Origin of the sequence: Enterovirga rhinocerotis (genome assembly GCF_004363955.1) — a bacterium.
GTDB classification, from domain to species: Bacteria; Pseudomonadota; Alphaproteobacteria; order Rhizobiales; family Beijerinckiaceae; genus Enterovirga; species Enterovirga rhinocerotis.
In genome coordinates, this window is the sequence record NZ_SNZR01000011.1 from 673678 (window position 1) to 697150 (window position 23473).

A 23473-nucleotide genomic window follows, 5' to 3' on the forward strand; every position below is an offset into this window, starting at 1 on the left:
GTCAGGAGGCCTTGCCGGCGCCGGCGCCGTTCCGGTGGTTCCGCGCCGTCGCCGCGGCCTTGGCGGTCTCGACATTCGCGGTGACGGTGTCGGCGAGCGTCTCGGCGTCCTGGACCTCCGCCAGCGGATCGGTCTTCACCTCGGTATCGTCGTGCGGCAGGCCCAGCGCGTCCGCGAAACGATGCAGCAGCGCGAGGGTCTGAGGCGCCATCTCCTCGGCCGCTCCGGGGATGAAGCGGACGATCTTGAGCGCCAGTTCGCGATCCTTCCGCTCGGGGAGGAGGGCGGCGAGGGTTTGGATCGCCCGCTCCGGTTCGTAGGTCGCGATCAGGGTCTGCTCGTGGATGACCAGCGCCCGTCTTTCGGCGCCGAGCGACTTGAAGGGCTCGTCCTTCGTCAGCACCTGGCTCGACCGCTCCAGACGGTCGCGGCGCACGATGCCGCGGTTGTCGGCGAGCAGGACCAGCATGCGGATCACGGCCTCGACGAAGCCGCCCCGCTCGATGTTGTAGAGGGCGTTCGCGACTTCCGGCAGGCCGCGCAGCTCATCGGTGTTCTTGAGCGTGCGGCGCGCCTCGTGGGTCTTGCCGAAGGCACGCGCCCAGGGCGTCCCCCAGAGGCTGTGGAAGGTCAGTTCGTACATCATGTCGCGGCTGTCGCGCCAGAAGTCGATCATCTGCTCGGTGGCGTCGGCCCAGAGCTCCTCGGCGGCGAGGAACGGGTTGTCCGGCGCCGCCTTGGCCCGGCTCGCGCGCACCTGTTCGGCGGCCGTGGCGATCGGCCCCGTCGCCGGGTTGCGCGAGGAGGCGAAGGCGCGGAGCAGCCTCTCCGGATGCATGGCGCGGCTCGCCTCGGCGGTCGAGGCGCTCACGCTTGCCTTGACGAGCGGGCGGACCATCGCGTCGTACATCTGCGCCTGGACCTCGGAGGCGCGGGCCACGGCGGCGAAGGGGCGCTCGTCGGCGAAGCCGTCATCGAGCGCGCGGATGTCGTCCAGCGTGCGCTCGACGAAGCCGACCGTGAAGCGCTTCTTGCCGTCCTGCTCCTTGATGTCCTCGATGCGCATCTCGTAGAGCCCCGGGGGCAGCGCCTCGATGGTCTCGAGCGTCGAGGCGACCTCGGCGTGCTCCTTCTTCGCGATCTGGGACGAGACGAAGATGCCCAGATGGCCGACCTGCTCGTGCACCATGTAGATGATCCGCTGGCCGCGGATGCGGATCTCGTCCACGTCGGCATAGGTCTCGGCGACCCAGTTCAGCGCCTGCTGCGGGGGCGTGATGTTGTCGCCGTGGCTCGCGAAGACGATGATCGGCGCGCGGATGGCCTTGAGGTCGATCGGGCGGCCGGGCTCGAGCCGCGCCTCGTTCTTCGACAGGCGGTTGCCGACGAAAAGCTGCTCGACGATCCAGCGGATCTCCGGCTCGGTCAGCAGGAAGAAGCCGCCCCACCACTTCTCGAATTCGAGGAAGGTCTGATCGCCCTTGTCGATGTCGCGGTAGAGATCGGTGTATTTCCGGAACAGCGTGCGAGCCGGGTTCAGCAGCTCGAAGTTCATGACGAGATGCGCGCCGTCGAAGACGCCGCCGCCGAGATCCGACAGGAACATCGGGATCCAGGTGCCGCCGAGCACGCCGGCATTGTAGCGCATCGGGTTCTCGCCGACGCGCCCGGCCCAGGGGGCGACCGGCGCGCCGTTGATGACGATCGGCCCGGTGATGTCGGTATTGGTGGCGGCCAGGAGCAGCGTCGCCCAGCCGCCCTGGCAATTGCCCGTGACCACCGGCTTCGGCGAGGAGGGATGGCGCCGCATCACCTCGCGGACGAAGGCGGCCTGGCTGCGCGTGACGAAGGAGAGGAACTGGCCGGGTTCGGGCCGGCTCCGGAAGGCGACGAAATAGACCGGATGATGCTCGCGCAGCGCGACGCCGACCTGGCTGTCGGCCTTGAAGCCGCCGATCCCCGGGCCGTGGCCGGCGCGCGGATCGATGATGATGTAGGGCCGGCGCGTGTCGTCGACGGTCACGCCTTCGGGCGGCAGGATGCGCAGCAGCATGTAGTTGGACGGGTAGGGCATGTCGCGCCCGTCCATCACGATCTCGTAATCGTAGATCAGCACGGGCGGGCAATCGGCCGCCTCGTGCTCGAGGAAGATGTCGCCGCGCTTGCGCAGCGTGTCGGCGGCGAGGACGAGCCGTTCGGCCGAGTCGCGCTGGTATTCGAGCCAGTCGTTCGGCAGGCGGCCTCCGGTCTGGGCGTTGCGCAGCCCGGTGATCAGCGCGCCGGCGGCCTCGTTCAGCTTGCGGGCGCGGGCCGAATGCGTGTCGAGGATGCGCCGGGAATGTTTGGCCGCCGCGGTGGTCAGGATGTCGCCCGTGGCCGAGAAGGCCTCGGTTTCGAGCTTGGCCCCGTCGAGATTGCGCTGGACGACGTCGATCGCGTCGCTCTCCGCGCGCGGGATGCCGGGCTGCTGGCGGGGGTCGAAGAGTTCGAAGATGCTGGCCATGGCTCCGTTATCCTTCAGGCGATGATCGAGTAGCCGCCATCGATGGCGTGGACGCCGCCGGTCAGGTTCCGCGCCTCGTCGGAGGCGAGGAAGGCCGCGACGGCGCCGACATCCTCGATGGTGGTGAGCTGGTGGGTGGGCGAATGGCGGGTGGCGGCGGCGAGCAACTCGTCGAAATGGTCGATGCCCGAGGCGGCCCGCGTCGCCAGGGGTCCGGGCGACAGGGCATGGACGCGGATGCCCTTCTCGCCGAGTTCGGCGGCGGCGTAGCGCACCGAGCTTTCGAGCGCGGCCTTCACCGGCCCCATGATGTTGTAGTGCCGGACGACCTGGGAGGAGCCGAAGAACGAGACGGAGAGGCAGGTGCCGCCTTCGCTCATCAGGGGCTCGGCGTGCCGCATCATCCGCAGGAACGAATGGACCGAGACGTCCATCGCCTTGGCGAAGCCTTCGACGGAGGAATCGACCACCCGTCCGTGCAGATCGGCCTTGGGCGCGAAGGCGATGGAGTGCAGCAGGATGTCGAGGCTGCCCCAGCGTTCGCGGATCTCGTCGAAGAGCGCCTCCATGGCGCCCGGCTCGGTCACGTCGAGACGTGCCATGATCGGCGCTTCGAGCTGCTCCGCGAGCGGGCGCACATGCGGCTCGGCCTTGTCGTTCAGCCAGGTGACGGCGATCTCGGCGCCCTGCCGACGGAAGGCCTGCGCGCAGCCCCAGGCGATCGAATCCTCGTTGGCGATGCCGACGACCAGGGCCTTACGGCCGCGAAGCGAAAACATTCCCATCTCCCGCTGCTGCGGTGCACCATTGCCCCGCTTCGGCGTCGAAGATGTGACAGGCCGGGATCCATCGTTGCCTTGCGAGGAGGTGCCGCAAAGATCGGCCGATCGCGGCGCAAGGTTCATGCCGGTGCGTCGTCCTCCCGCGCGCTGCAGAGGGTCGACAGTATGCGGCACCACGACGTCGGAGCACGCCGATGGTCCCGTGAACCGGCAGCCTGCTCTAGGCTCCGTCCGATTCGGTCCTGCTGGCCGTGACATGCACGACGTGCTCGGTGACGGGCCGGTCGCCGAGGAGGTGCTCGTCGACGATCCGGTCGAGCGCCGTGCGATCGAGCGCGCCGTACCAGGTCCCGTCCGGATGGACGGTCATGAGCGGGCCGAGATTGCAGGGATAGAGGCAGCTCACGCGGGCGCACATGACCCGCTTCGGGCCGGCGGCAAGAGCGCGATGGGTCTTCATGCGGGCGCGCAGATGCTGCCAGAGCGGCTCCGCCGACCGATGGAGGCATCGCGCGCCGACGCAGAAGAAGAGCTGGCGTCCGTGTTCGGGGATCTTCGACCAGCCCGGCTTGCCGAGGCTCGGCTTCGTCAGCGCGACATCGGTGGCGGGACCTGCGAGCGAGGCCGTGACGGCGGCGGCGAGGTCGAGCGAGGCCTCGACCGGCGCGGCGAGACGCACGGCGAGCGAGGCGTCGCGGTCCGCCCGCCACTGGCTCAGGGCCCCGGCGAGCCAGACCGAGAGCGACGGATCGGCCGGCACCATGCACGGCACGACGACGGCCTCGCGGGTGCCCTCGGTCTCCAGCGCGTCGAGTACGTCCGGCAGCGAGGGGCCGGTGAGATCGGCGAAGGCCCAGCGGATGGCGGGCGGCTCGGAGGTCTCCGCCGCGAGACGCCGCGCGATCGAGGCCAGGGATTGTTCGGCGGCGAAGGAGGCGCGCCCGTAGAGCACGATCGTCGGCACGGTGTCGGGCATGTCGGCTATCCGGTCTGTCGGCGGCGCATGAGCCAGAGGAAGAAGACGCCGCCGATCGACGCCGTCACGATCCCGAGCGGAATCTCGCGCGGGGCGAAGGCGACCCTCGCGAAGGCATCGACCCAGACCAGGAACAGCGCGCCGAGCAGGGCCGAGAGCGGCAGGAGACGGCGGAGGTCGCCCCCCACCACCATCCGGGCGATATGCGGCAGGATCAGTCCGACGAAGCCGATCCCGCCGCTCGCCGAGACGATCGCGCCGGTGATCAGGGCGGTGACGACGAACATCTCGATCCGCAGCCGCGGCGGATCGATGCCGAGGCTGCGGGCGGTGTCGTCGCCGAAGGCAAGCGCGTTGACGGACGGCGCGCGCAGCCGCAGCCAGACGAGGCCGATCACGGTCACGAGGAGCGGCACGGGCACCATCGCCCAGCGGGCCGCTCCGAACCCGCCCATCATCCAGAACAGGGCCGAATCCGCGCCCCGGTCGACGGCGCCGACGATGAGGAGGTTCGTCGCCGCCTGGAGGACGAAGGCGACCGCGACCCCGGTGAGGACGAGGCGCTCGCTCGTCGGTGCGCCGTCGCGCCCGCGCGCCGCGGCGAAGACGAGCGCCATGGCGAGGAGGGCGCCGAGAAAGGCCGCGCCCGGCAGCGTCACCGGCCCCGCATAGGCCGTCGCGTAGAGGATGACGAGCACCGCGCCGAAGGCGGCGCCGGACGAGACGCCGAAGAGATAGGGATCGGCGAGGGGGTTCCGGGTCAGGACCTGAAGGATCGCCCCGACCGCGGCAAGGCCCGCGCCCGCGACGGCGGCGAGCACGATCCGCGGCAGGCGCAGCTCCCAGACGATGTTGCGCTCGGCCCGGCTCCATCCGCCGGGCGCGGAGAGGCCGAGCCCTTCGCCGACGATCCCGAAGGCCGTCCGGACCGGGATCGGCACGGCGCCGAAGGCGATCACGGCGATGCCCGAGACGAGAAGCACGAGCGCGAGCGCGAGGCAGGCGAGGCGGAAGACGACGGGCCGCCGCAGCGCGGCCAGGGCCGGCCGGCTCATCGGAACCTGTCCGGATGGAGGGCGCGGGCGATCTTCTCGAGCCCGTCGATGCTGCGTGTCGAGGGCGTCTGCTCGGCATAGGTCAGCGGGATGAAGCGACGCTCGCGGATCGCCTCGACATGCGAGAGCTGGGGATCGGAGAGGAGGTGGCGGATCGTCTGCTCGATCGGCACGCGATGGTCGTTCACGATGATCCATTGCGGATCGCGCTTGGCCACCTCTTCCCAGTTCACCCGGACATAGCTGTTGGCGATGTCGTCGAAGAGGCTTTCGCCGCCGCCGAGACGGATGATGAGCGCGGTCATCCCCTCGCGCCCGACGGAGAGCGGCGGCGAGGGCGAGTAGCAATCGTCGCAATACATCACGCGCGGCCGGCTCGGCACGCCCTGCAGGCGGTCCGCGACGGCGGCGACGCGCGCCTTCTGCGCGGCGATCACCGCCTCGGCCCGCTCCCGGATGCCGAAGAGGGCGCCGAGCGCCGCGATGTCGGCATAGAGCGTTTCCATCCCGATGGGCTCGCGCTTGCCGATCCGGATGCAGCTCTCGCGCAGGACGTAGGTCTTGACGCCCATCGTCGCGAGCGAGGCCGGCGTCAGGCCGGTCGAGGCGCGGAAGCCGTAGCTCCAGCCGGCGAACATGAAATCCGGGTCGAGCCCGAGGACCGCCTCGAGCGAGGGATAGCGGTCGATGAACTGGTTGAGGCCGGCGATGACCTTCGGGTCGCCGACGAGATGGCGCTCGACGCCCCTGATCCCCGAGACGCCGACGATCCGGTCGGCGAGGCCGAGATCGAGGATGGTCTGGACCATGTTGGTGTCGTTGACGAGCGCCCGTTTCGGCGGTCCGTCGAAGCGCACGCGGTCGAAGCAGCTTTCGACCTCGACCGGGTAGGTCTGCGCGACAGCTCCGAGGGAGCCCGCGAGGAGGCCGATCGCGGCGAGGGCGAGGAGGTGCGCGCGCATCATGGCCCGTCTCCGGCGAGCGGCTGGAGGTCGATCCTGATCTGTCCCGTCGCCGGCTGGCGGTCGACACTCGCGGCGACGCCGTAGACCGCGCCGATCGTCGCCGAGGTCAGAGCCTCGTCCGGCGGGCCGTCCGCTCGCAGGCGGCCCCGGTCGAGGAGGAGGATGCGGTCGCAAAGGCGCCCGGCGAACTCGATGTCGTGCAGGGTCGCGATCACCGTGATGCCGAGGCGCCTGACGCAGGCCAAGACCTCGAAGCGGTGCCGGATGTCGAGATGGTTGGTCGGCTCGTCGAGGAGGAGGATCGAGGGCTCCTGCGCGATCGCGCGCGCGATCATCGTCCGCTGGCGCTCGCCCCCGGACAGCGTCTCGACGGGGCGGTCGGCGAGCCCGAGGAGGTCGAATTCCGACAGCCAGCTTTCGACCACCTCGCGGTCCCGGCCGGTGCCGCCCTGCAGGAGGCCGCCGCGATGGGCGAGCCGGCCCATCCCGACGACGTCGCGCACGGTGTAGCCGAGCCCGCCGGCGGCGTCCTGCGCCTGGAGCGAGAGCGTCCGCGCGAGACGGGCGGGCGGCACGGTTGCGACATCCTCGCCGTCGATCAGGACCCGGCCCCCGCTCGGCTTCTGGAGCCCCGCGATGCAGCGCAGCAGCGTCGTCTTCCCCGATCCGTTCGGGCCGAGGATGCCGACGAAGGCGCCCGCCGCGACCGAGAGGTCGATGCCGCGCACGGCCTCGACCTCGCCGAAGCGGCAGACGAGGCCGTCGACGACGACGGGGGAGCCTTCGCCCACGCGGCGGCTCAGAAGGCGACCGTGTAGGACATCTCGACCGAGCGTGGCCGCCCGAGAAGCCATGTGCTCGAGGAACCCCTCGTCGCGTAGACCTCGTCGGTCAGGTTGTAGCCGCGCAGGCTGAGCCGGGAATTGTCCGTCACTCTGTAGTCGAGGCTGGCATTCACGAGGGTGTAGCTCGGACGCTTATACTGGTTGCCGGGATCGCTGAAGGTCGCGCCGACATATTGCAGCCCGGCCCGTGCCTCCCAGCGCGGCGCGAAGGCCCAGGACACCCACAGATTGGCGATCTCGTTCGGCACGTCGGTCGGTCGGTTGCCGCGGCGGGAGACGTTGGTGGTGGCGTTCACCCGCTCGTCGAAGCGGTCGTAACGCGCGTGCAGCAGTGCGAGGCTGCCCTCGACCCGCAGCCATTCCATCACGACAAAGGAGGCGGCGGCCTCGAAGCCCCGCGCGGACTGGGTGCCGACCTGCTGCGTCACGCCGGGCGCGGTCTGGGTCAGCAGATTGTCCTTCTCGATATGGTAGCCGGCGAGCGTGATCTCGCCGCGGCCGCCCCAGAGGCTCTGCTTGATGCCGGCCTCGACCTGGCGTCCCGTCGAGAGCTGGTACTGGCTCTGCGTCAGGTTCAGCGAGACGAGCGGGCCGACCGGATCGACCGCCGTCGCGTATTGCGCGTAGATCGCCGTATCCGGGAGCGGGTTGTAGACCGCGCCGATCCGGTAGGTCGTGGCATCGAAATCCTTGGCGAAGGGCGCCGCGATGCCGCGCACGTCCTCGCGCTTCATGCGGATCGAATCGTAGCGCAGCCCGCCGATGACCGCGAATTGGTCGGTGAGCTGGAGCCGGTTCTCGGCGAAGAACGCAGCTTGGTCCGTCTTCGAGCGGAAGCCGGCCGTGCTGAGGTCCGTGCGGTTGAAGACCCCTGGATTGAAGCCGAAGAGAGGAACGGTGTCCGTGCCGCCATAGGGCGAATTGCCGAAGTTCTTGAAGGCGATGTGGTTGACGTCGAACCCGGCGACGAGCGTGTTCTTGAAGCCGAGGATGTCGGCCCGCCAGGTGGCGTCGAGGCGGTTCCCGATCTGCTCCTGGGCGTGGAAGATCTCGATGAAGCTGCTCCGGCCGACCTGACCTGTCGCGGCGTTGTATCGGTACGATTCCGCGTTCCGCCAATGGCGGTTCGAGGTGAGATAATAGGCCGTGTTGCGGATGGTCAGGTTGTCGGTCGGGCTCCACTCGGTCTTGAACTGGGTGATCTGGTCCCGGAACACATTCGAGTGGTCCGAGACATTGTAGTTGTTGAACCGGATGGAGCTCGGAACCCTGCCGTTGATCAGCGGCGTGCCGAAATACGACATCGGCTTCTGGTAGCCGTAATCGTGCGTGACCGTGAAGGCGAGGTTCGGCGCCGCCTGCCACAGGAGGGCTCCGGAGACCGCGAGATTGCTGAACTCCCCGTTCTGCTTCAGCCAGCCCTCGGCATGGTTGCCGCTGATGTTGAGCCGGTAGGCGATCTGGTCGGTGATCGCCCCGCCGCTGTCGAGCGCGAGCCGCTTCGTATTGTCCGAACCATAGCCGATGCGGATCTCGTTGACGCGCTCGAAGGTCGCCTTCTTCGGCACGACGTTGACGATGCCGCCGATGGCGCCCTCGCCGTAGAGCACCGAGGCCGGGCCGCGCAGGACCTCGATCCGGTCGATGTTCCAGGTGTCGCTCGGGAAGGTGATGGTGCCCGAACCGACATAGAGGCGCGTGCCGTCATAGAGGTTCATGACGGAGTTCACGCCCGAGAAGCCGCGCGAGGTCAGCGCCGTCATGCCGTTGCCGGGCGAGCCGATGGTGGTGATGCCGGTTCCGTTCTGCGTCACGGCCTCGGCGACCGTGTTCTGGCCGCGGTCGCGGATCTTCTGGCCGGAGATGATCTCGATCGAGGCCGGCGTCTGGAAGGGCGTGAGGCCGAGCCGGCTGCCCGAGGTGCCGGGCGTCGCGAGGTTCAGACCCTGGGCGGCGGCGGTGTTGCCGCGCGCGCCGGGGACGGGTGCGGCCGGCTGGGACGCCGCGGACGCCACCGGCTGGATCGGTTGCGCGATGCGAGGTGCCGCCTGGCGACGCGCGGCGGCGCGCGGGGCGCGGGTGCTCGGGCCGGTGCTCGCCGTGGGACGGCGCGGGGCGGGGGCGGCGCGCGGCGCCTGCACGACGATCGGCGGGAGATCGCTCGCCTGCTGGGCGCGGGCGGTCTCCGGCGCCAGCGGCACCATCAGGGTGCCGAGGGCCGTGCCGGCGAGCAGGGGCGTGAGGGAAAAGGCGCGCATGGTCCGAATCGCAATGTTATAATGTTGCATTGCGCCGATCCGGGTTTCCGATGCAAGGGCGGGCGCCTCATCGGCGCGGGGGAAAGGGGCTTCCGAGTGGATGTCCGCATCCCAGGCCGCATGCGCGGCCGTGGTGGTCCGAGGTCGGGGATGCGACGGCGCCGAGGGACGAGTGGACGCGCCGGGGGCGGCGGGCCGATGGGCCTTGAGCGGGGACTGGGACACGGGACGGACCTCGAACGGCAGTGGCACGTCACCGCGAACAAAGCCGACCCGGTCGCCGGAGCGCCGATTCGTCTGCCATCGGAACACCCCGCCCGATTGCGCTCGCGTGTGACCACGGCTGACGGCAGGTCTCCTGGCTCGCGGATCGTCGCATCCCGTCGCCTTCCCAGGCCGAGGCCCAGTGGCATGATGACGAGAGGCTGGCCGCTTACAGTTGCGGGGGCAGCCGCGGCTTCGGGCAGACCCTCACCGCATTCCCTTTGAATCCCCGAGGGGAACCGTCGCCCCGCTTAGAAGCGATCTTGGACGGCGTGGTCAATCGTGGCGCGATCGTGGCGTCGCGCATCGGTGACGATCGCCGGAGCCTGTGCCCTATCGGCGTCACCTGGCTTTCCTGCCGACGTGGGTAAAGTTGGTTTTCGAGCGCGAAAATCGCCCATATCAAAATCGAAACCCAACTTTGTCGTGGGATCGTCATGGGCAAACGGTAGAGCGCCCTCACGGGTCGACCGGGCCATGCCGAGGCAAGGCGTGCGGGGACCTGTTGCCGGCAGATCGTCCCGCTCAGCGCGGGATGCCGGCACTTGCGGTTTTGCCGACGAGGGGTTGGACATGTCGAACAAATCCACACAGGATCGAGGCGGGCTGCCCGCCACGCGGCGCGCACTCGTCGCCGGGGCCGCGGCGACCGTCGCCTCGGCAGCCTTGCTGCGGGGCGCGCGCGCCCAGGCGAGGACGAAGCTCCAGTTCATGTATCCGGTCGGCGTCTCGGGCGACATCAACAAGCTCGTCGCCGGGATGATCGCCAAGTTCAACGCCGCCCATCCGACGATCGAGGTGGAGGCGGTCTATGCCGGCAATTACGACAACACCGAGCAGAAGGTCATCACCGCGCTCGGCGTCGGCGAGCCTCCGGCGACCTGGCTGCCGATCAACTCGGCCCTCCAGGCCTTCCTCGGCCTCGACGCGCTGGCCGACGTCACCGCCAAGGCCAAGGCCGACGACGTCTATCAGGACTTCATCCCCGGCTTCCTCGAGACCTGCGTCTCGGACGGCAAGCTCTACGGCCTGCCGTTCCAGCCCTCGACGCCGGTCCTCTATCTGAACAGGACCGCGATGAAGGCGGCCGGCATCGCCAAGGCGCCCGAGACCTGGACCGAGCTCCTGGACGTCGCCAAGGCGCTGACCATCCGGGAGAAGGGCGAGCTGAAGCGCTGGGGTCTGACCATCGGCGGCGGCTGGCACGACTGGATCTTCGAATGCTACTGCCGCCAGAACGAACTGGTGCCGTGGACCAAGGACAAGGTGCTGTTCGACAACCCGGCCGCGCTCGATGCGCTCGAGTTCTGGGTGAAGATGGAGCAGGCGGGCGTGATGCCCAAGGCCTCGACCTGGGAAGGCTCGGCGAACGACTTCATGGCCGGCCGCACCGCCATGCTCTACCACTCGACAGGCTCGCTGACGAACCTGCGCAAGTCCTCGTCCTTCGAGGTCGACGTCGCCTTCATGCCGAAGAACAAGGCTTTCGGCGCCTGCCAGGGCGGCGGGCCGATCATGATCGCCAAAAAGCAGTCGGATGCGGCCATCGAGGCGAGCTGGACCTTCGCGCGCTGGATGACCTCGACCGAGGTGCAGTCCCAGTGGGGCCGCGACACCGGCTATCTCGCGGTGCGCAAGTCCTCCTGGGAGACGCCGGAGATGAAGGCCTATCTCAAGGAGGTGCCGCAGGCCAAGGTCGCTCTCGACCAATCCGCCTATGCCGGCGCCTTCCTCCAGGTGCCGGGCTACCACAAGGTCCGCGAGTATCTGAAGAGCGCGCTCGACCGCACGCTGGCCGGCGAGATCAAGCCGGACGCGGCCCTCAAGGAGGCGAATGCCGCCTCCAACCGCGAGATCCAGCGCCTGCTCCGCCGCCGCGGCTGATCGTGACCGCCGCCCGCCGCCTCGCGCGGCGGGCGGCATGCCCAACCCGGAGACGCGCGCATGCCGTTCGGCGCCCCGTTCCAGGTCCGCCTCCGCGAGGCCGGCCTCGCCTATCTGCTGCTGCTGCCGTCGCTCGTGTTCCTGGCGGCCTTCACCTATTGGCCGATCCTGCGCTCGGTCTGGTTCAGCTTCCACGACGTGGTGCTGGGCGACAGCAGGATCATCTGGCTCGGCCTCGAGAACTACCAGCGCCTCTGGGACGACCGGCTGTTCTGGAAGGCGCTCGGCAACACCGTCTTCTACACCGTCATCACCATCCCGGTTGCGATCGTCTGCGCGCTGCTGATGGCGGTCGCGCTCGATTCCAAGCTGCGCGGCATGGCGATCTATCGCTCCGCCTTCTTCTATCCGGTGATGATCCCCTCGGTCGCGGCCGGGATGGTCTGGGTGTTCCTCTATTCGGCCGGCTACGGGCCGATCAACCAGGGGCTGAGGCTGATCGGCCTGCCCGACACCGCCTGGCTCTACGACAGCAGCTGGGCCTTGCCGGCGATCATGGTCATGAGCGTCTGGAAGTATTCGGGCTATTTCATGCTGATCCTGCTGGCGGCGCTGAAGCTCGTCCCCTCCGATCTCTACGAGGCGGCGCGGCTCGACGGGGTCTCGGCCTTCGACCGGCTGATCCACATCACGCTCCCGCTGATCTCGCCGACGCTCTACTTCGTCGCCATCATCGGGTTGCTGCATTCCTATCAGATCTTCGACTACGTCTACGTCATGACGCATGGCGGCCCGGCCGACGCCACCAACGTCCTGACCTTCTACATCTATCAGAACGGCTTCCAGTATCAGGACATCGGCTACGCCTCGACGCTGGCCAACGTGCTGCTGCTCTTCGTCGGCGGGCTGATCGCGGTCATGGCCACCGTCTTCGGCCGGCGCGTGCATTACCTGGGGCGCTGAGCATGACGAGCCTCCGAACCGAGATCGCGAGCCGTCCGGCCATCGTCGCGCTGCGGCGCGGCTGGCTGCATGTCGTGCTGGTGCCGCTGGCGCTGCTGTGGCTGAGCCCGCTGGTCTGGATCCTCGTGACCTCCCTCAAGGCGCGCACCGAGGTGTTCGACCCCGCGGCGGGCTTCTGGCCGCAGGTGCTGCGCTGGGAGAACTATCCGGCCGCGCTCTCCGTCGCGCCCTTCGGCACCTATCTCGTGAACTCCATCCTCGTCACGGGCGGCATCCTCGCCGCCCAGCTCGTGACGATCACGCTGGCGGCCTACGCCTTCGCGCGGCTGACCTTTCCCGGCAAGAACCTGCTCTTCACGCTGTTCCTGCTGCAGATCATGTTCCCGATCTACGCGACCTTCCTGACGAACTTCGTCACGGTGCGCGAACTCGGCCTGCTCAATTCGCTGCCGGCGATGATCGTGCCCTTCGTCGCCTCGGGCTACGGCACCTTCATGCTGCGCCAGGCCTTCCGGCAGGTGCCGACGGAACTCGCCGACGCGGCGCGGCTCGACGGCTGCGGCCATGTCGGCATCCTCTGGCATGTCTACCTGCCGCTGGTGAAGCCGACGCTCATCGCCTTCGGCATCATCACCGTCGTGACCCACTGGAACGACTACATGTGGCCGCTGCTGGTCACGAACAGCGAGGCGGTGCGCACCTTGCCGATCGGGCTCGGGCTGCTGGCGAAGTCCGACAGCGGCGCCGATTGGACGCGGCTGATGGCGGCGACCGTCGTCGTGGTCTCGCCGCTGCTCGTCCTCTTCGTCGTCTTCCAGCGTCGCTTCGTCGACAGCTTCATGCATGCCGGGCTGAAATAGGGATCGCGACCATGGCCGACGTCGTTCTTCAGGGCGTGAGCAAGGCCTATGCCGGGCGCCCCACCGTGCATGCGGTCGACCTGACCGTCGCCGACAAGGAATTCATGGTCCTCGTCGGACCTTCGGGCTGCGGCAAGTCGACGACCTTGCGCATGATCGCGGGGCTCGAGGACATCACCTCCGGTCGTCTCCTCATCGACGGAGCGGACGTCACGCATGCCCAGCCGCAGAAGCGCGACATCGCGATGGTGTTCCAGTCCTATGCGCTCTACCCGCACATGACCGCCTATCGGAACATGGCGTTCGGGCTCCTGAAGACCACGAGGCTCGGCAAGGTCGAGGTCGACCGGCGCATCCGCGAGGCGGCCGAGATCCTGCACATCTCGCATCTGCTCGAACGCAGGCCCAACGAGCTGTCGGGCGGCGAGCGTCAGCGCGTCGCGATCGGCCGGGCGCTCGTGCGCCAGCCGAAGGTGTTCCTGTTCGACGAGCCGCTCTCGAATCTCGACGCCAAGCTGCGCAGCCGCATGCGCGGCGAACTCAAGCGGCTGCATTCGGAGCTGGGCCTCACGGTCATCTACGTCACCCACGACCAGATCGAGGCGATGACCCTCGGCAGCCGCGTGGCTATCCTCTCGGAGGGGCGCCTCCAGCAGGTCGGGGCGCCGATGGAGCTCTACATGCGCCCGGCCAACACCTTCGTCGCGACCTTCATCGGCACGCCGGAGATGAGCCTGCTGCGCTGCGCGGTGAAGCCGGAGGGCGAGGGCAGCCTGGTGCAGCACGAGCGCTTCTCGGCGACGCTGCCGATGCGCGCCGGCCACGCGGACGCCTTTCTCGGCGTGCGCCCGGAGGAGGTGCGGGTGTCGCGGCCCGGCGAGGGCCTGACGCGGGGCATCGTCGAGCGGACCGAGCTGATCGGCGCCGAGGCGCTGGCGGAAATCCTGATCGGCACCGACAGGGTCGTTGCGCGCATGCCGGTGCCCGAGGCGCCGGACAGCGGCGCGGAGGTCTCGGTCTTCTTCGACCTCGCCCGCGCGCGCCTCTTCGACGCCGCCACCGGGCGCGCCCTTCCCGCAGCCTGAAGGGGAGCGGAATGTCCCAGACCCTGCGGCAGCAGCAGATCGTCGGCCGGCTGCGCGAGACCAAGGCGAGCACCGTGCTCGACCTCGCCGCTCACTTCGAGGTCTCCGACGAGACCATCCGGCGGGACCTGAAATCGCTCGCGGAGACCGGCATCGTCGAGCGCTTCCACGGCGGTGTCCGGCTGAACGACGTCGGCTGGGAGGCGCCGTTCGAGCGCCGCCTCCAGGAGCAGGCGGCCGCGAAGCGCCGCATCGCCGTGGCGGCCGCGGACCTCATCGCGGACGAGGCGACGATCCTGCTCGACAACAGCTCGAGCGCCTGCTTCCTCGCGCGCGAGCTCGCGACGCGACGCCGGCGCCTGACCGCGATCACCGTGTCGGTCGAGGTCGCCGGCATCCTGTCTGCGGTCGGCCCGCAGCACCGCGTGATCTTGCCCGGCGGCGAATTGCGCGCCGAGGACAGGACGATCGTCGGCGCCTCGGCGATCGACTTCGCCAGTCAGTTCGCCCCCGAATTCTTCGTCATGTCGGTCGCGGCCGCCTCGCCGTCGCGGGGCTGCATGGATTTCGACATGTTCGAGACCGAGTTCAAGCGCGCCATGCTCCCGCTCGCCGAGAAGGTCATGTTGCTGCTCGACGGGTCGAAATTCGCGAAGCACGGCCTGATCCACGTCTGCGACTGGCCGTCGATCGACGTCCTCGTCAGCGACGCGGCGGCGCCGGACGGCGTCCGGCTCGCCCTCGAGCGCGCCCGGATCGTCCAGGCGGAGTGATCGCAGCCGCCCGAAGGGGGCTGCGGGTCTCCGCTGTTGCGGCCGGATGCCGCCTTCGGCGTCTACTCGAACAGCGCCACGGCGCGGATGGGGCTGGCCGTGCCGCCGCGGATCTTCAGGGGCAGGCCGATGAAGCGGAAGCGCCCGCGCCCGGCCACGGCCTCGAGATTGGCCAGGCATTCCATATGGGTGATGCCGCGTTCCGCGCAGGCCATGTGAGCCCGGAAGTTCAGGGCGCCCTCGGGCGACGGGCTGATCGCCTCGACGCCGAACATGCCGATGCCCTGGTCCGCGAGCCAGTGGATCGCCTCGATCGACAGACCGGGGAAGTCGTGGCCGTAGCCGGGTTTGCCCAAGAGCCGCTCGTTCGTTCCGAGCAGGATCAGGACGGTGTCGCCCTGGCGGACCGTCTCGCCGGTTGCCGCGACCGCCGCCTTCAGCTCGTCCACGGTCACGGCATGCTTCAGCGGCACATCGCGCAGATCCACGCAGAACGCCGAGGTGATGAACCGCTCGAGCGGCACCTGGTCGATCGAGAGGGCATCGGGCCGGGGATCGAAATGGACCGGCGCGTCGACATGGGTGCCGGCGTGGTCGCTGAAGGCGATGGAGAGCGCCTTGCTGGTGAAGACGACATCGCCCGCGACCTTCTTCTCGGAATGGTCGTTCCAGACCGTCATCACCACGGGCGGGTGCGACGGATGGGTCTGCGTGCGGTGGAAGAGTTCGCGGCTGAGGTCGATGATTTCCATGGCAATGGCGCTTTCGTGACGATCGTTCTGCGGATTCCGGGTCAGGTCGGCTTGATGCCGGCGCCGCGGATCACCTCGCCCCAGCGGCGGCGATCGCGGGCAACGTATTCGGCGAAGGCGTCGGGCGTGAGGCCGAGCGGCTCGATGCCGAGCTCGCCCAGCCTCCGGGCCATGGCTTCATCGGCCAGGACCTTCGCGACCGTGCCGCGCAGGGTGGCGAGGATGGCCGGCGGCACCGCCGTGGGAGCGAAGAGGCCGTAATAGCTGACGGCCTCGTAGCCGGGCACGCCGGCCTCGGCCATGGTCGGCACGTCCGGGAGAGCCGGGTGGCGCTGTGGCGTGGTGACGGCGAGCGCGCGCACCGAGCCCGCCCGGACGTGCGGCAGGCCGGTCGTGATCACGTCGCAGAGCATGTCGATCTGTCCGGCCAGGACGTCGGTCGTGGCCGGGGCCGTGCCGCGATACGGCACATGCACCAGCTGGATGCGCGCCATGGTCTCGAGCAGCGCCATCGCGAGATGGGACCCGCCGCCGTTGCCGGCCGAGCCGTAGGTCATCCCACCGGGCTTGCTTCGCGCGCGCTCCAGGAATTGCGGGAATGTCTGGATGTCCAGGCTGTTGCGGACGTAGAGGACGGAGCCGACGCCGCCGACCGCCGCCACGGGCGTGAGGTCCTTCGCCGGGTCGAAGGGCAGCTTGTCGTACAGCTCCGGATTGATGGAGTTGGTGGCCTGGCTGCCCATGAAAATGCTGTAGCCGTCCGGCTCGGCGCGCACAGCCGCCTCGGTGCCGATCCGCCCGCCCGCCCCGGCGCGGTTGTCGACCACGACCTGCTGGCCGAGCATCCGCGACAACGGCTCGCCGAGAATGCGCGAGATCACGTCCGCGGCCCCGGCGGGAGGAAACGGCACGATCAGCCTGATGGGGCGATTGGGGTATTCCTGGGCAAAAGCGGGGCCTGACATGGCGATACCGGCGCCGGCAGCCAGTATAAAGCGGCGCGTCGGGAAGGGACGCGAAGGAGATGGTGTTCCGCTTTGCCTCGTCATGATCGAACAGCCTGCCTTTTTATCATCTGGGGATTGCCGCCGAACGCTGTCGCGACTTGGCGGGCCAGTGATGGATCAAGCTTGCAGAAGTCGGGCCAACTCGAAAGCTATAATGCGGATTTCTTCCACATTGTGGAAGTCGTCGTGAGTTTGTGTTGTCGGGCGCATGGGTCGTCGATAGCGTCGCGAAACATGAAGAGCGGGTTGGGCGCCGGCGGTGCGCAGACGATCCAGCGGGCGGTTTCGCTGCTGCGGGAGGTCTCGGCCTCGCGCGGGCGCGGCGCCCGGCTGACGGCTTTGGCCGAAGCGGCGGAGCTGCCGGTTCCGACGGCGCACCGGCTCCTGGCCGCCCTGACGCGCGAGGGCTTGCTGGAGCGCGATGCCGCCACGCGTGGCTATCGTCTCGGCTCGCTGCTCTACGAGTTCGGGCTCGCCGCCTCGCCGGATGTCGACATCCGCCGGCTCTGTGCCTCCGCCCTTCAACGGCTTGCGTCCGAAACCGGGGATTGCGCCTACGTCAATGCGCGCAGCGGTCGCGACGCCCTTTGCCTCGATCGCCGCGAGGGGAGCTTCGCAGTGCAGGCGGCCCCCGTGCGGATCGGCAACCGGCGCCCGCTCGGGGTCGGCTCGGGGGCGCTCGCTCTGCTGGCCATCCTGCCCTCCGAGGAGGTCGATGCCGTACTCGAATCGAATGCCCGCCGCTACCGGCGGCATGGCATGTCCGTCGACCGCGTGCGGGTCGCGGTGGAGGCGACGCGCGCGCGTGGGTTCGCCGTGACCACAGGCCGGATCGTGGCTCGCTTCCGGGGTGTCGCGCTGGCGGTCGGCAACGGGGTCAACGGCGTGCCGGTCGCGCTGTCCGTGATCGCGGCCGACGAGCGCCTCGATGCGCCGCGCATCGATCGGGTCGTCGCCCTGCTCCGCCGCGAGGAGAGCGCGCTGCGTGCCGCCCTGACGTCGGAACTGTTTTCCCCTGCGAAAGGAACGCTTCCATGACGGACGCCGCCGGCGCCCCCCTGTCCGCCACCGACATGGCCGCGCGGCTGGACGCGGGCGAGACGACGCCCGAGGCGTTGCTGGCGGACGCATTCGCGCGCATCGCCCGCGCGAACGCGGCGCTCGGGGCCTTCGTCCACCTCGACCCCGAGGGAGCGGCGGCGGCGGCCAGGGCCTCGGGCGCCCGGCAGTCGGCCGGCGCCCGTCTCGGCCCGCTGGACGGCGTGCCGATCGCCGTGAAGGACAATCTCTGGGTGGCCGGGATGCCCGCTCGCTGGGGCAGTCGGATGTGGGCCGACTTCGTGCCGCCGGCGGACGACATCGCCGTCGAGCGCCTGAGGGCGGCGGGAGCCATCATCGTCGGCAAGACGAACACGCCGGAATTCGCCCTGTCGGGCCGCACCGACAGCCCGCTGCACGGCCCGGCCCGCAATCCCTGGGACGTGAAGCTGACGCCGGGAGGCTCCAGCGGAGGGTCCGTCGCCGCCGTGGCGGCCGGCTTGGTGCCGCTGTCGCTGGCCACGGATGCCGGCGGCTCGACGCGCCTCCCGGCCAGCTATACGGGGCTGTACGGGATGCGGCCGAGCAACGGCACCATCCCGCGCCGTCATGGCTTCCCGCCCATGGCCCTCGATTTCCAGGCGATCGGCGTCCTCGGCCGCAGCCTCGCCGACATGGCGCTGCTGCTCGACGCGGTCTCGGGTCCCGATCCCCGCGATCCCGCTTCGCTGCGCGGTCCGGGCAGGCCGATCGCGGGGCGCCCTCTGCGCATCGGCTGGTTCTCGGCGATCGGGGACGAGGCCGTCGATCCGGAAGTCGCCGCGGCCGTGGCGGAATGCGCGGCCCTGCTGGCGGGGGCGGCCTGCGACGTCGTCCCGCGCGAGGCGCCTTACGACATCGCGGGCGTGCGGCAGGTCTGGGGCGTGCTCAGCGCCAGCGGAGCGGCAAGGGCGGCGGAAATCCATCCGGATCGCTGGCGAGCCGAGGCGAGCCGGCCCATCGCGATGGCCGCCGAGCGCGGCCTCGGCCTCGCCGCGGTGGATTACGTTCGGGCGATGGATGGGCTTGCGGCGATCCGGACCGGCGTCGCGGAGACATGGGGGGACGTGGATGTCTTCCTCTGCCCCGCCGCGGCATCTCCCGCCTGGCCCATCGATCAGGAGCATCCGGCGATGGTAGGGGGCCGTCAGGGTCACGCGGCCGTGCAGAACACCTTCGCGACCTGGGTCAACGCCATCGGCCATCCCGCCATCTCCGTCCCGGCGCGTCCGCATGCCGATGGCCGGCCGCTGGGCGTCCAGATCGTCGGCCGCTTCGGCGAAGACGCGACGGTGATCGACGTCGCACGACGCCTCGATTCATGCAGGACGTGGTCGATGCCCGACGCCCCGGTCTGGTAGATCGCCGACTACGCGAACCGGGACGGCGCGAAGGGGGAGACCGGCGCCTCGGGCGGCTTGTCCCCCAGCAGATCGGCCACGATCCGGCCCGTCGCAGCAGCGGCGGCCAGGCCGATATGGCCATGCCCGAAGGCATGGACGATATCCGGCGCTGCGGAGGCGGGGCCGATCACGGGCAATCCGTCCGGCGTCGAGGGGCGATGGCCGATCCAGCGATCGACGGTCGGCGGGCCGGCTTCGGCCAGGGCGGGATAGGTCCGCATCGCGTGCCGGACCAGAATGTCCGCGCGGTTCCAATCCGGTGCGGTCCCGGTCCCCGCGAGTTCGACCTGCCCGGCGATGCGCAGACCTGCCGCGGTCGTCGTGTTCGCCATCTTCCCGTCGCTCGGCATGATCGGAATGGATAGCGAGACGGCCGGGTTCGCGATCACGGCGTGATAGCCGCGCTCGCTCTCGAGCGGGATGCGGTCGCCCGCCTGCGCCGCGAGCCGCTTCGCGTGGATTCCGGCGCAGATCACGGCTCGGTCGCACGCGATCTCGCCATCCGCCGTGCGCACGGCGCGAAGGCGGCCCGCCGCGATCGCGAAGCCCTGCGCCGCGGTCCGGCGGAAGGCGGCGCCGCGTGCTTCGCAATGGGCGGCGATGGCCGCCACATAGGCCCCCGGATCCACGCAATGGCCGCCCGCCCCGATCAGGGCGCCGAAGCCGTAGCGGCGGTCGAGCGCGGGTTCGAGCCGCCGCAGGTCGTCGGCGCCGAGCTCGGTCCAGGAGACGCCGTTGTCCCGGCGCAGCCGCCAGGCGAGCGCCTCCGCGTCGAAGGCGGCTCTGTCGGGATAGGCGTACAGAAGGCCCGCCCGCCGGATCAGGTCGGGGCGGCCGATCTCGGCGGCGATGCCGGCATGGCGATCGGGGCATTCGCGCAGGAGCGTCGACAGCGCGCGAGCGGTCGCCTCGACCTTGGCGAGCGTCGCGCCGGCGGACAGAAAGCGGATGAGCCAGGGCAGCAGCTGGGGCAGGGCGCTCCATCGGATGGTCAGGGGGCCCTCGCGATCGAGCAGGAAGCCGGGAAGCTTGCGCCAGAGACCCGGGAGCGACATCGGCACCACCGAGGCCGGGCTCAGCCAGGCGCCGTTGCCATAGCTCGCAGCCTGGCGTCCGCCCGGTTCGCCGGGGTCGAGCATGGTGACGCGATGGCCGTCGCGCAGCAATTCGAGCGCGGTGATGGCGCCGACGATGCCGATTCCGATGACCACGACACGCGTCGGACGGGGAGCGCTCATGCCAGACCACCATCGACCGCCCAGGCCTGTCCCGTGACGTAGGACGAGTCCGGCGAGGCGAGGAAGGCGATCACGGCGGCGACCTCGTCCGGCCGGCCTCTGCGGCGAAGCGGGATGGCCGCCTCCGTCCGCGCGATCGCGGCCGGGTCGAGCTTTCCGGCCTTGCCGGCATCCTTCTCGATCAGGCCGGGAATGACGGCATTCACCGTCACGCCGCTCTCTGCCAGTTCGCGCGCGAGGAGGCGAACGACGGCTTCGAGCGCCGCGCGGCTCGCCGCCGTCGCCGCGAACGGGGAGAAATCCGGTCGCATCACATGCGCCACGAAGGAGGAGACGGCGACGATGCGCGGATGCGCGGCGGCCTTCAGGAGAGGCTCGGCGAGCGCGGCGAGCCCGACCAGCGCCATCACCGATTCGTCGGCTGCCTGTCGCAGATCCTCGGCCGTCAGCGCTCTCGCCTCCCCCCGGCGAGCGGATCCTGCCACCAGGACCAAGGCGTCGAGCGCCCCGAAGGCCGTCGTGGCCTCCTCCGTCAGGCGCCGATGAAGCGCGGGATCGGCGATGTCCCCGAGACAGCAGCGCACCTCCGCCCCCGCGGCGCCGGCTCGCGCTGCCACATCCGCGAGCCCGTCGGCATTCGAGCGGGTGTGCAGGAGGAGGCGGGCGTGAGGCCCGGCCAGCCGCAAAGCGGTCGCGCGTCCGATCCCGCTCGCGGCGCCGGTGACGAGGAATACTCGCTTTCGAGGCTCGATCACCGTGCCGCGTCTCCGTAGCGCGAAGGCGCGCCCATGCCTCTTCTCATCCCGGAGGGAAAGCCGCGCCGATGCGCCGCTTCCTGCATCGATGGGGCGGCTATCCGCTGACCGGCGACACGGGCGAGCCGAAGCTCTGCTTCTTCGACGGCCAGGGCAAGAACGGGAAGTCGACCCTCGTCGATGCCTGGTGCGAGGGTCTCGGGCGACCATGACGAGACGGTCCCGATCGAAACGTTTCTGAATCGGGGCCGGGGCAGGAATGCCGGCCAGTTCGCCGCTCAGATGGCACCCAAGAACGCCGTACCGAACATGAGAACGAGCGCAACCGCTGATAGCCCGATCATCATCGTCGTCCGATGAATTGGAACGCCGGCCGGAGTCACGATGTCGAGGTGCTCGAAGTTCATTTCGGGCTCCAGGATGTCCTCGCGCTTCATCCCGGAAACGAGCGGTGACACAGGAGCGCCGGACGCAAATCCGAATGAGAAAAAGGCCAACATGAGCAGCAACAGACCACCGAGTGCCACAGGGACCAGGCCAGACGTCCCCTTGAGCATCGGAGCCGCTAACGACAATCCCACCAGTACGACGGCATTGGCTGCCCAAGCGGCCTTCTTGGCCTTCGCCTCGACCAACTCGACCGCCCGCAGGCGGCCTCTCTGAAGTGCCCCGTGAGTCTTCCAACTTTGCGCTGCGCCGGCCTGGGCCTCTCGAAGTGTGGCCTCATCCAGATCAGCAAAGTGCCAACCTCCCTCTTGATCGGTAAGCTTCGGCCGAGGAGGACTGTCACTAAGGCTACGTCCCAGCGCAGTCCTATTCACCGAGCGAGCCCTGTGCTGATGTTGAGCGTCATACAAACCATCCTGCATCGTGAAAACGACATGGACTGTTCAGTTACGTGATCGCGAGCGAGCGGCGCAAGTCCACTGCGGGGGCGCTGGCGGTCGTTCACGCCGGCCGCTACGCTCGCCAGGATGTGCAATCTCTACTCCGTCACGACGAACCAGGAGGCGATCCGGCGCCTGTTCCGGGTGGATCGGGACGTGACGGGAAACCTGCCGCCGCTGCCGGGCGTGTTCCCCGACTATGCGGCGCCGGTCGTGCGGGCCGATGGAGACGAGCGCGTCCTCGCGATGGCGCGTTGGGGCATGCCGTCGAGCGGAAAAGCACTGTTCGAAGCGGCGAAGAAGCGCGCTGACAAACTCCGGACGAAGGGCCGCGTGGTCGACGAGGCGGCGTTCGCCGAGCTGCTGCGCATGGAGCCCGACGGCGGGACAACCAACGTTCGCAACACGTCTTCGAAGCACTGGCAACGCTGGCTCGGCCCCGAGTCCCGCTGTCTTGTGCCCCTGACCAGCTTCGCCGAGCCGGGACCCGATAAGCGCCCCGTCTGGTTCGCGTTCGGCGAGCACCGTCCGCTCGCGGCCTTCGCCGGGATCTGGACCCCGCAGTGGACCTCGGTGCGGAAGGTCAAGACCGGGCCGGAGACGATCGACCTGTTCGCCTTCCTGACGACCGAGCCAAGCGAGCCGGTCGCGTCCATCCATCCGAAGGCCATGCCGGTCATCTTGACGAGCGAGGCGGAGCGCGACGTCTGGCTCCGGGCGCCCTGGACCGAGGCGGCCGCGCTGCAACGGCCGCTGCCGGCCGGGATGCTCGAGATCGTCGCCCGTGGGGAGACGACGGATCAGGCGCCGGGCTCGGACTGAGGCGCGGCCGCTCGCTCGGCGAGGATATCCCGTATCCGAGAAGTGCCGCTGAATAGATCGAGGACGCGGAGCTTCACCGGACGCCTCCCGGGAGGGGAGGAATCGGTGGGACGATCACGAAAATAGCTATTGGGGATCGATGAGCCTGAGCCCTGTCCCACTTTCCTGTAAGCTATCGAAATCGCGCGACCGTGGCGCTCCCAAGGGGACTCGAACCCCTGTTTTCGCCGTGAGAGGGCGACAGATGAGACCATGTGAAACTGCCTGATACAGCCTGCTACAGAGGGAAAGTCGCAGGTTGACGCAGCTCGCATCAAGC

At 69.3% G+C, this 23473-nt stretch carries 21 protein-coding genes and 1 riboswitch; of the genes, 9 read left to right on the plus strand and 12 right to left on the minus strand.

The window, feature by feature from the left end; translation table 11 throughout:
* Position 1 precedes the first annotated feature (1 nt).
* From EV668_RS03725 to EV668_RS03755, 7 genes are all read right to left on the minus strand, one after another.
* Positions 2-2503, minus strand: a complete 2502-nt coding sequence (locus EV668_RS03725; RefSeq protein WP_133768488.1) for a DUF3141 domain-containing protein — start codon at positions 2501-2503, stop codon at positions 2-4.
* A gap of 14 nt (positions 2504-2517) precedes the next feature.
* Positions 2518-3282 carry an enoyl-ACP reductase FabI gene (gene fabI / locus EV668_RS03730; protein ID WP_133768489.1) on the minus strand — a complete coding sequence of 255 codons (765 nt, stop codon included), beginning with the start codon at positions 3280-3282 and terminating at the stop codon, positions 2518-2520.
* Positions 3283-3505: 223 nt separating this feature from the next.
* The gene (locus EV668_RS03735) at positions 3506-4261 is read right to left on the minus strand and encodes a (2Fe-2S) ferredoxin domain-containing protein (protein ID WP_133768490.1); all 756 of its coding nucleotides are present in this window, start codon (positions 4259-4261) and stop codon (positions 3506-3508) included.
* A 5-nt stretch (positions 4262-4266) separates the two neighbouring features.
* Positions 4267-5316: a FecCD family ABC transporter permease gene (locus EV668_RS03740; protein WP_133768491.1), complete on the minus strand. Its 1050-nt coding sequence runs from the start codon at positions 5314-5316 to the stop codon at positions 4267-4269.
* Positions 5313-6281 carry an ABC transporter substrate-binding protein gene (locus EV668_RS03745; RefSeq protein ID WP_133768492.1) on the minus strand — a complete coding sequence of 323 codons (969 nt, stop codon included), beginning with the start codon at positions 6279-6281 and terminating at the stop codon, positions 5313-5315. The genes EV668_RS03740 and EV668_RS03745 overlap by 4 nt, the downstream gene beginning before the upstream one ends.
* Positions 6278-7072 carry an ABC transporter ATP-binding protein gene (locus tag EV668_RS03750; protein ID WP_208111476.1) on the minus strand — a complete coding sequence of 265 codons (795 nt, stop codon included), beginning with the start codon at positions 7070-7072 and terminating at the stop codon, positions 6278-6280. The genes EV668_RS03745 and EV668_RS03750 overlap by 4 nt, the downstream gene beginning before the upstream one ends.
* 8 nt (positions 7073-7080) lie before the next feature.
* Entirely contained in the window at positions 7081-9384 is a 2304-nt protein-coding gene (locus EV668_RS03755; RefSeq protein WP_133768494.1) for a TonB-dependent receptor, read from the minus strand.
* A gap of 331 nt (positions 9385-9715) precedes the next feature.
* Positions 9716-9907: riboswitch (cobalamin riboswitch) on the minus strand.
* A gap of 314 nt (positions 9908-10221) precedes the next feature.
* Between EV668_RS03755 and EV668_RS03760 the strand changes: the two genes are divergently transcribed.
* The 5 genes from EV668_RS03760 to EV668_RS03780 are packed head-to-tail and all read left to right on the plus strand — an operon-like array spanning position 10222 to position 15213.
* Complete coding sequence (locus tag EV668_RS03760; RefSeq protein WP_166652321.1) at positions 10222-11532, plus strand: ABC transporter substrate-binding protein; 1311 nt, start codon at positions 10222-10224, stop codon at positions 11530-11532.
* Between the two features lie 60 nt (positions 11533-11592).
* Positions 11593-12495, plus strand: coding sequence for a carbohydrate ABC transporter permease (locus EV668_RS03765; RefSeq protein ID WP_133768496.1), 903 nt, complete (start codon positions 11593-11595; stop codon positions 12493-12495).
* A gap of 2 nt (positions 12496-12497) precedes the next feature.
* Positions 12498-13355: a carbohydrate ABC transporter permease gene (locus tag EV668_RS03770; protein WP_133768497.1), complete on the plus strand. Its 858-nt coding sequence runs from the start codon at positions 12498-12500 to the stop codon at positions 13353-13355.
* Between the two features lie 11 nt (positions 13356-13366).
* The gene (locus EV668_RS03775; RefSeq protein WP_133768498.1) at positions 13367-14440 is read left to right on the plus strand and encodes an ABC transporter ATP-binding protein; all 1074 of its coding nucleotides are present in this window, start codon (positions 13367-13369) and stop codon (positions 14438-14440) included.
* 11 nt (positions 14441-14451) lie between these two features.
* Positions 14452-15213, plus strand: coding sequence for a DeoR/GlpR family DNA-binding transcription regulator (locus EV668_RS03780; RefSeq protein ID WP_133768499.1), 762 nt, complete (start codon positions 14452-14454; stop codon positions 15211-15213).
* Positions 15214-15275: 62 nt separating this feature from the next.
* Here EV668_RS03780 and EV668_RS03785 read toward each other — a convergent pair whose 3' ends face one another.
* Positions 15276-15965 carry a cyclase family protein gene (locus EV668_RS03785; protein ID WP_133768500.1) on the minus strand — a complete coding sequence of 230 codons (690 nt, stop codon included), beginning with the start codon at positions 15963-15965 and terminating at the stop codon, positions 15276-15278.
* A gap of 41 nt (positions 15966-16006) precedes the next feature.
* Positions 16007-16930, minus strand: coding sequence for a Bug family tripartite tricarboxylate transporter substrate binding protein (locus EV668_RS03790; RefSeq protein ID WP_166652322.1), 924 nt, complete (start codon positions 16928-16930; stop codon positions 16007-16009).
* Between the two features lie 276 nt (positions 16931-17206).
* Between EV668_RS03790 and EV668_RS03795 the strand changes: the two genes are divergently transcribed.
* Together EV668_RS03795 and EV668_RS03800 are read left to right on the plus strand one after the other, a co-directional pair.
* The gene (locus EV668_RS03795) at positions 17207-18010 is read left to right on the plus strand and encodes an IclR family transcriptional regulator (RefSeq protein ID WP_166652323.1); all 804 of its coding nucleotides are present in this window, start codon (positions 17207-17209) and stop codon (positions 18008-18010) included.
* A complete protein-coding gene (locus EV668_RS03800; protein WP_133768503.1) occupies positions 18007-19410 on the plus strand; it encodes an amidase in 1404 nt (467 codons plus the stop codon). Before EV668_RS03795 ends, EV668_RS03800 begins: the two co-directional genes overlap by 4 nt.
* An 8-nt stretch (positions 19411-19418) precedes the next feature.
* On the opposite strand, the gene EV668_RS03805 is transcribed toward EV668_RS03800, so the two are convergent.
* Together EV668_RS03805 and EV668_RS03810 are read right to left on the minus strand one after the other, a co-directional pair.
* Positions 19419-20690, minus strand: coding sequence for an NAD(P)/FAD-dependent oxidoreductase (locus tag EV668_RS03805; protein WP_133768504.1), 1272 nt, complete (start codon positions 20688-20690; stop codon positions 19419-19421).
* A complete protein-coding gene (locus EV668_RS03810) occupies positions 20687-21442 on the minus strand; it encodes an SDR family NAD(P)-dependent oxidoreductase (RefSeq protein ID WP_133769964.1) in 756 nt (251 codons plus the stop codon). Before EV668_RS03810 ends, EV668_RS03805 begins: the two co-directional genes overlap by 4 nt.
* 71 nt (positions 21443-21513) lie before the next feature.
* Here EV668_RS03810 and EV668_RS24640 point away from each other — a divergent pair, with 71 nt between their 5' ends.
* Complete coding sequence (locus tag EV668_RS24640) at positions 21514-21657, plus strand: hypothetical protein (RefSeq protein ID WP_166652324.1); 144 nt, start codon at positions 21514-21516, stop codon at positions 21655-21657.
* Between the two features lie 66 nt (positions 21658-21723).
* On the opposite strand, the gene EV668_RS03815 is transcribed toward EV668_RS24640, so the two are convergent.
* The gene (locus tag EV668_RS03815; protein ID WP_133768505.1) at positions 21724-22080 is read right to left on the minus strand and encodes a hypothetical protein; all 357 of its coding nucleotides are present in this window, start codon (positions 22078-22080) and stop codon (positions 21724-21726) included.
* Positions 22081-22419: 339 nt separating this feature from the next.
* On the opposite strand from EV668_RS03815, the gene EV668_RS03820 reads away from it, so the two are divergent.
* Positions 22420-23154, plus strand: coding sequence for an SOS response-associated peptidase (locus tag EV668_RS03820; RefSeq protein WP_133768506.1), 735 nt, complete (start codon positions 22420-22422; stop codon positions 23152-23154).
* The last annotated feature ends 319 nt before the right edge of the window (positions 23155-23473 follow it).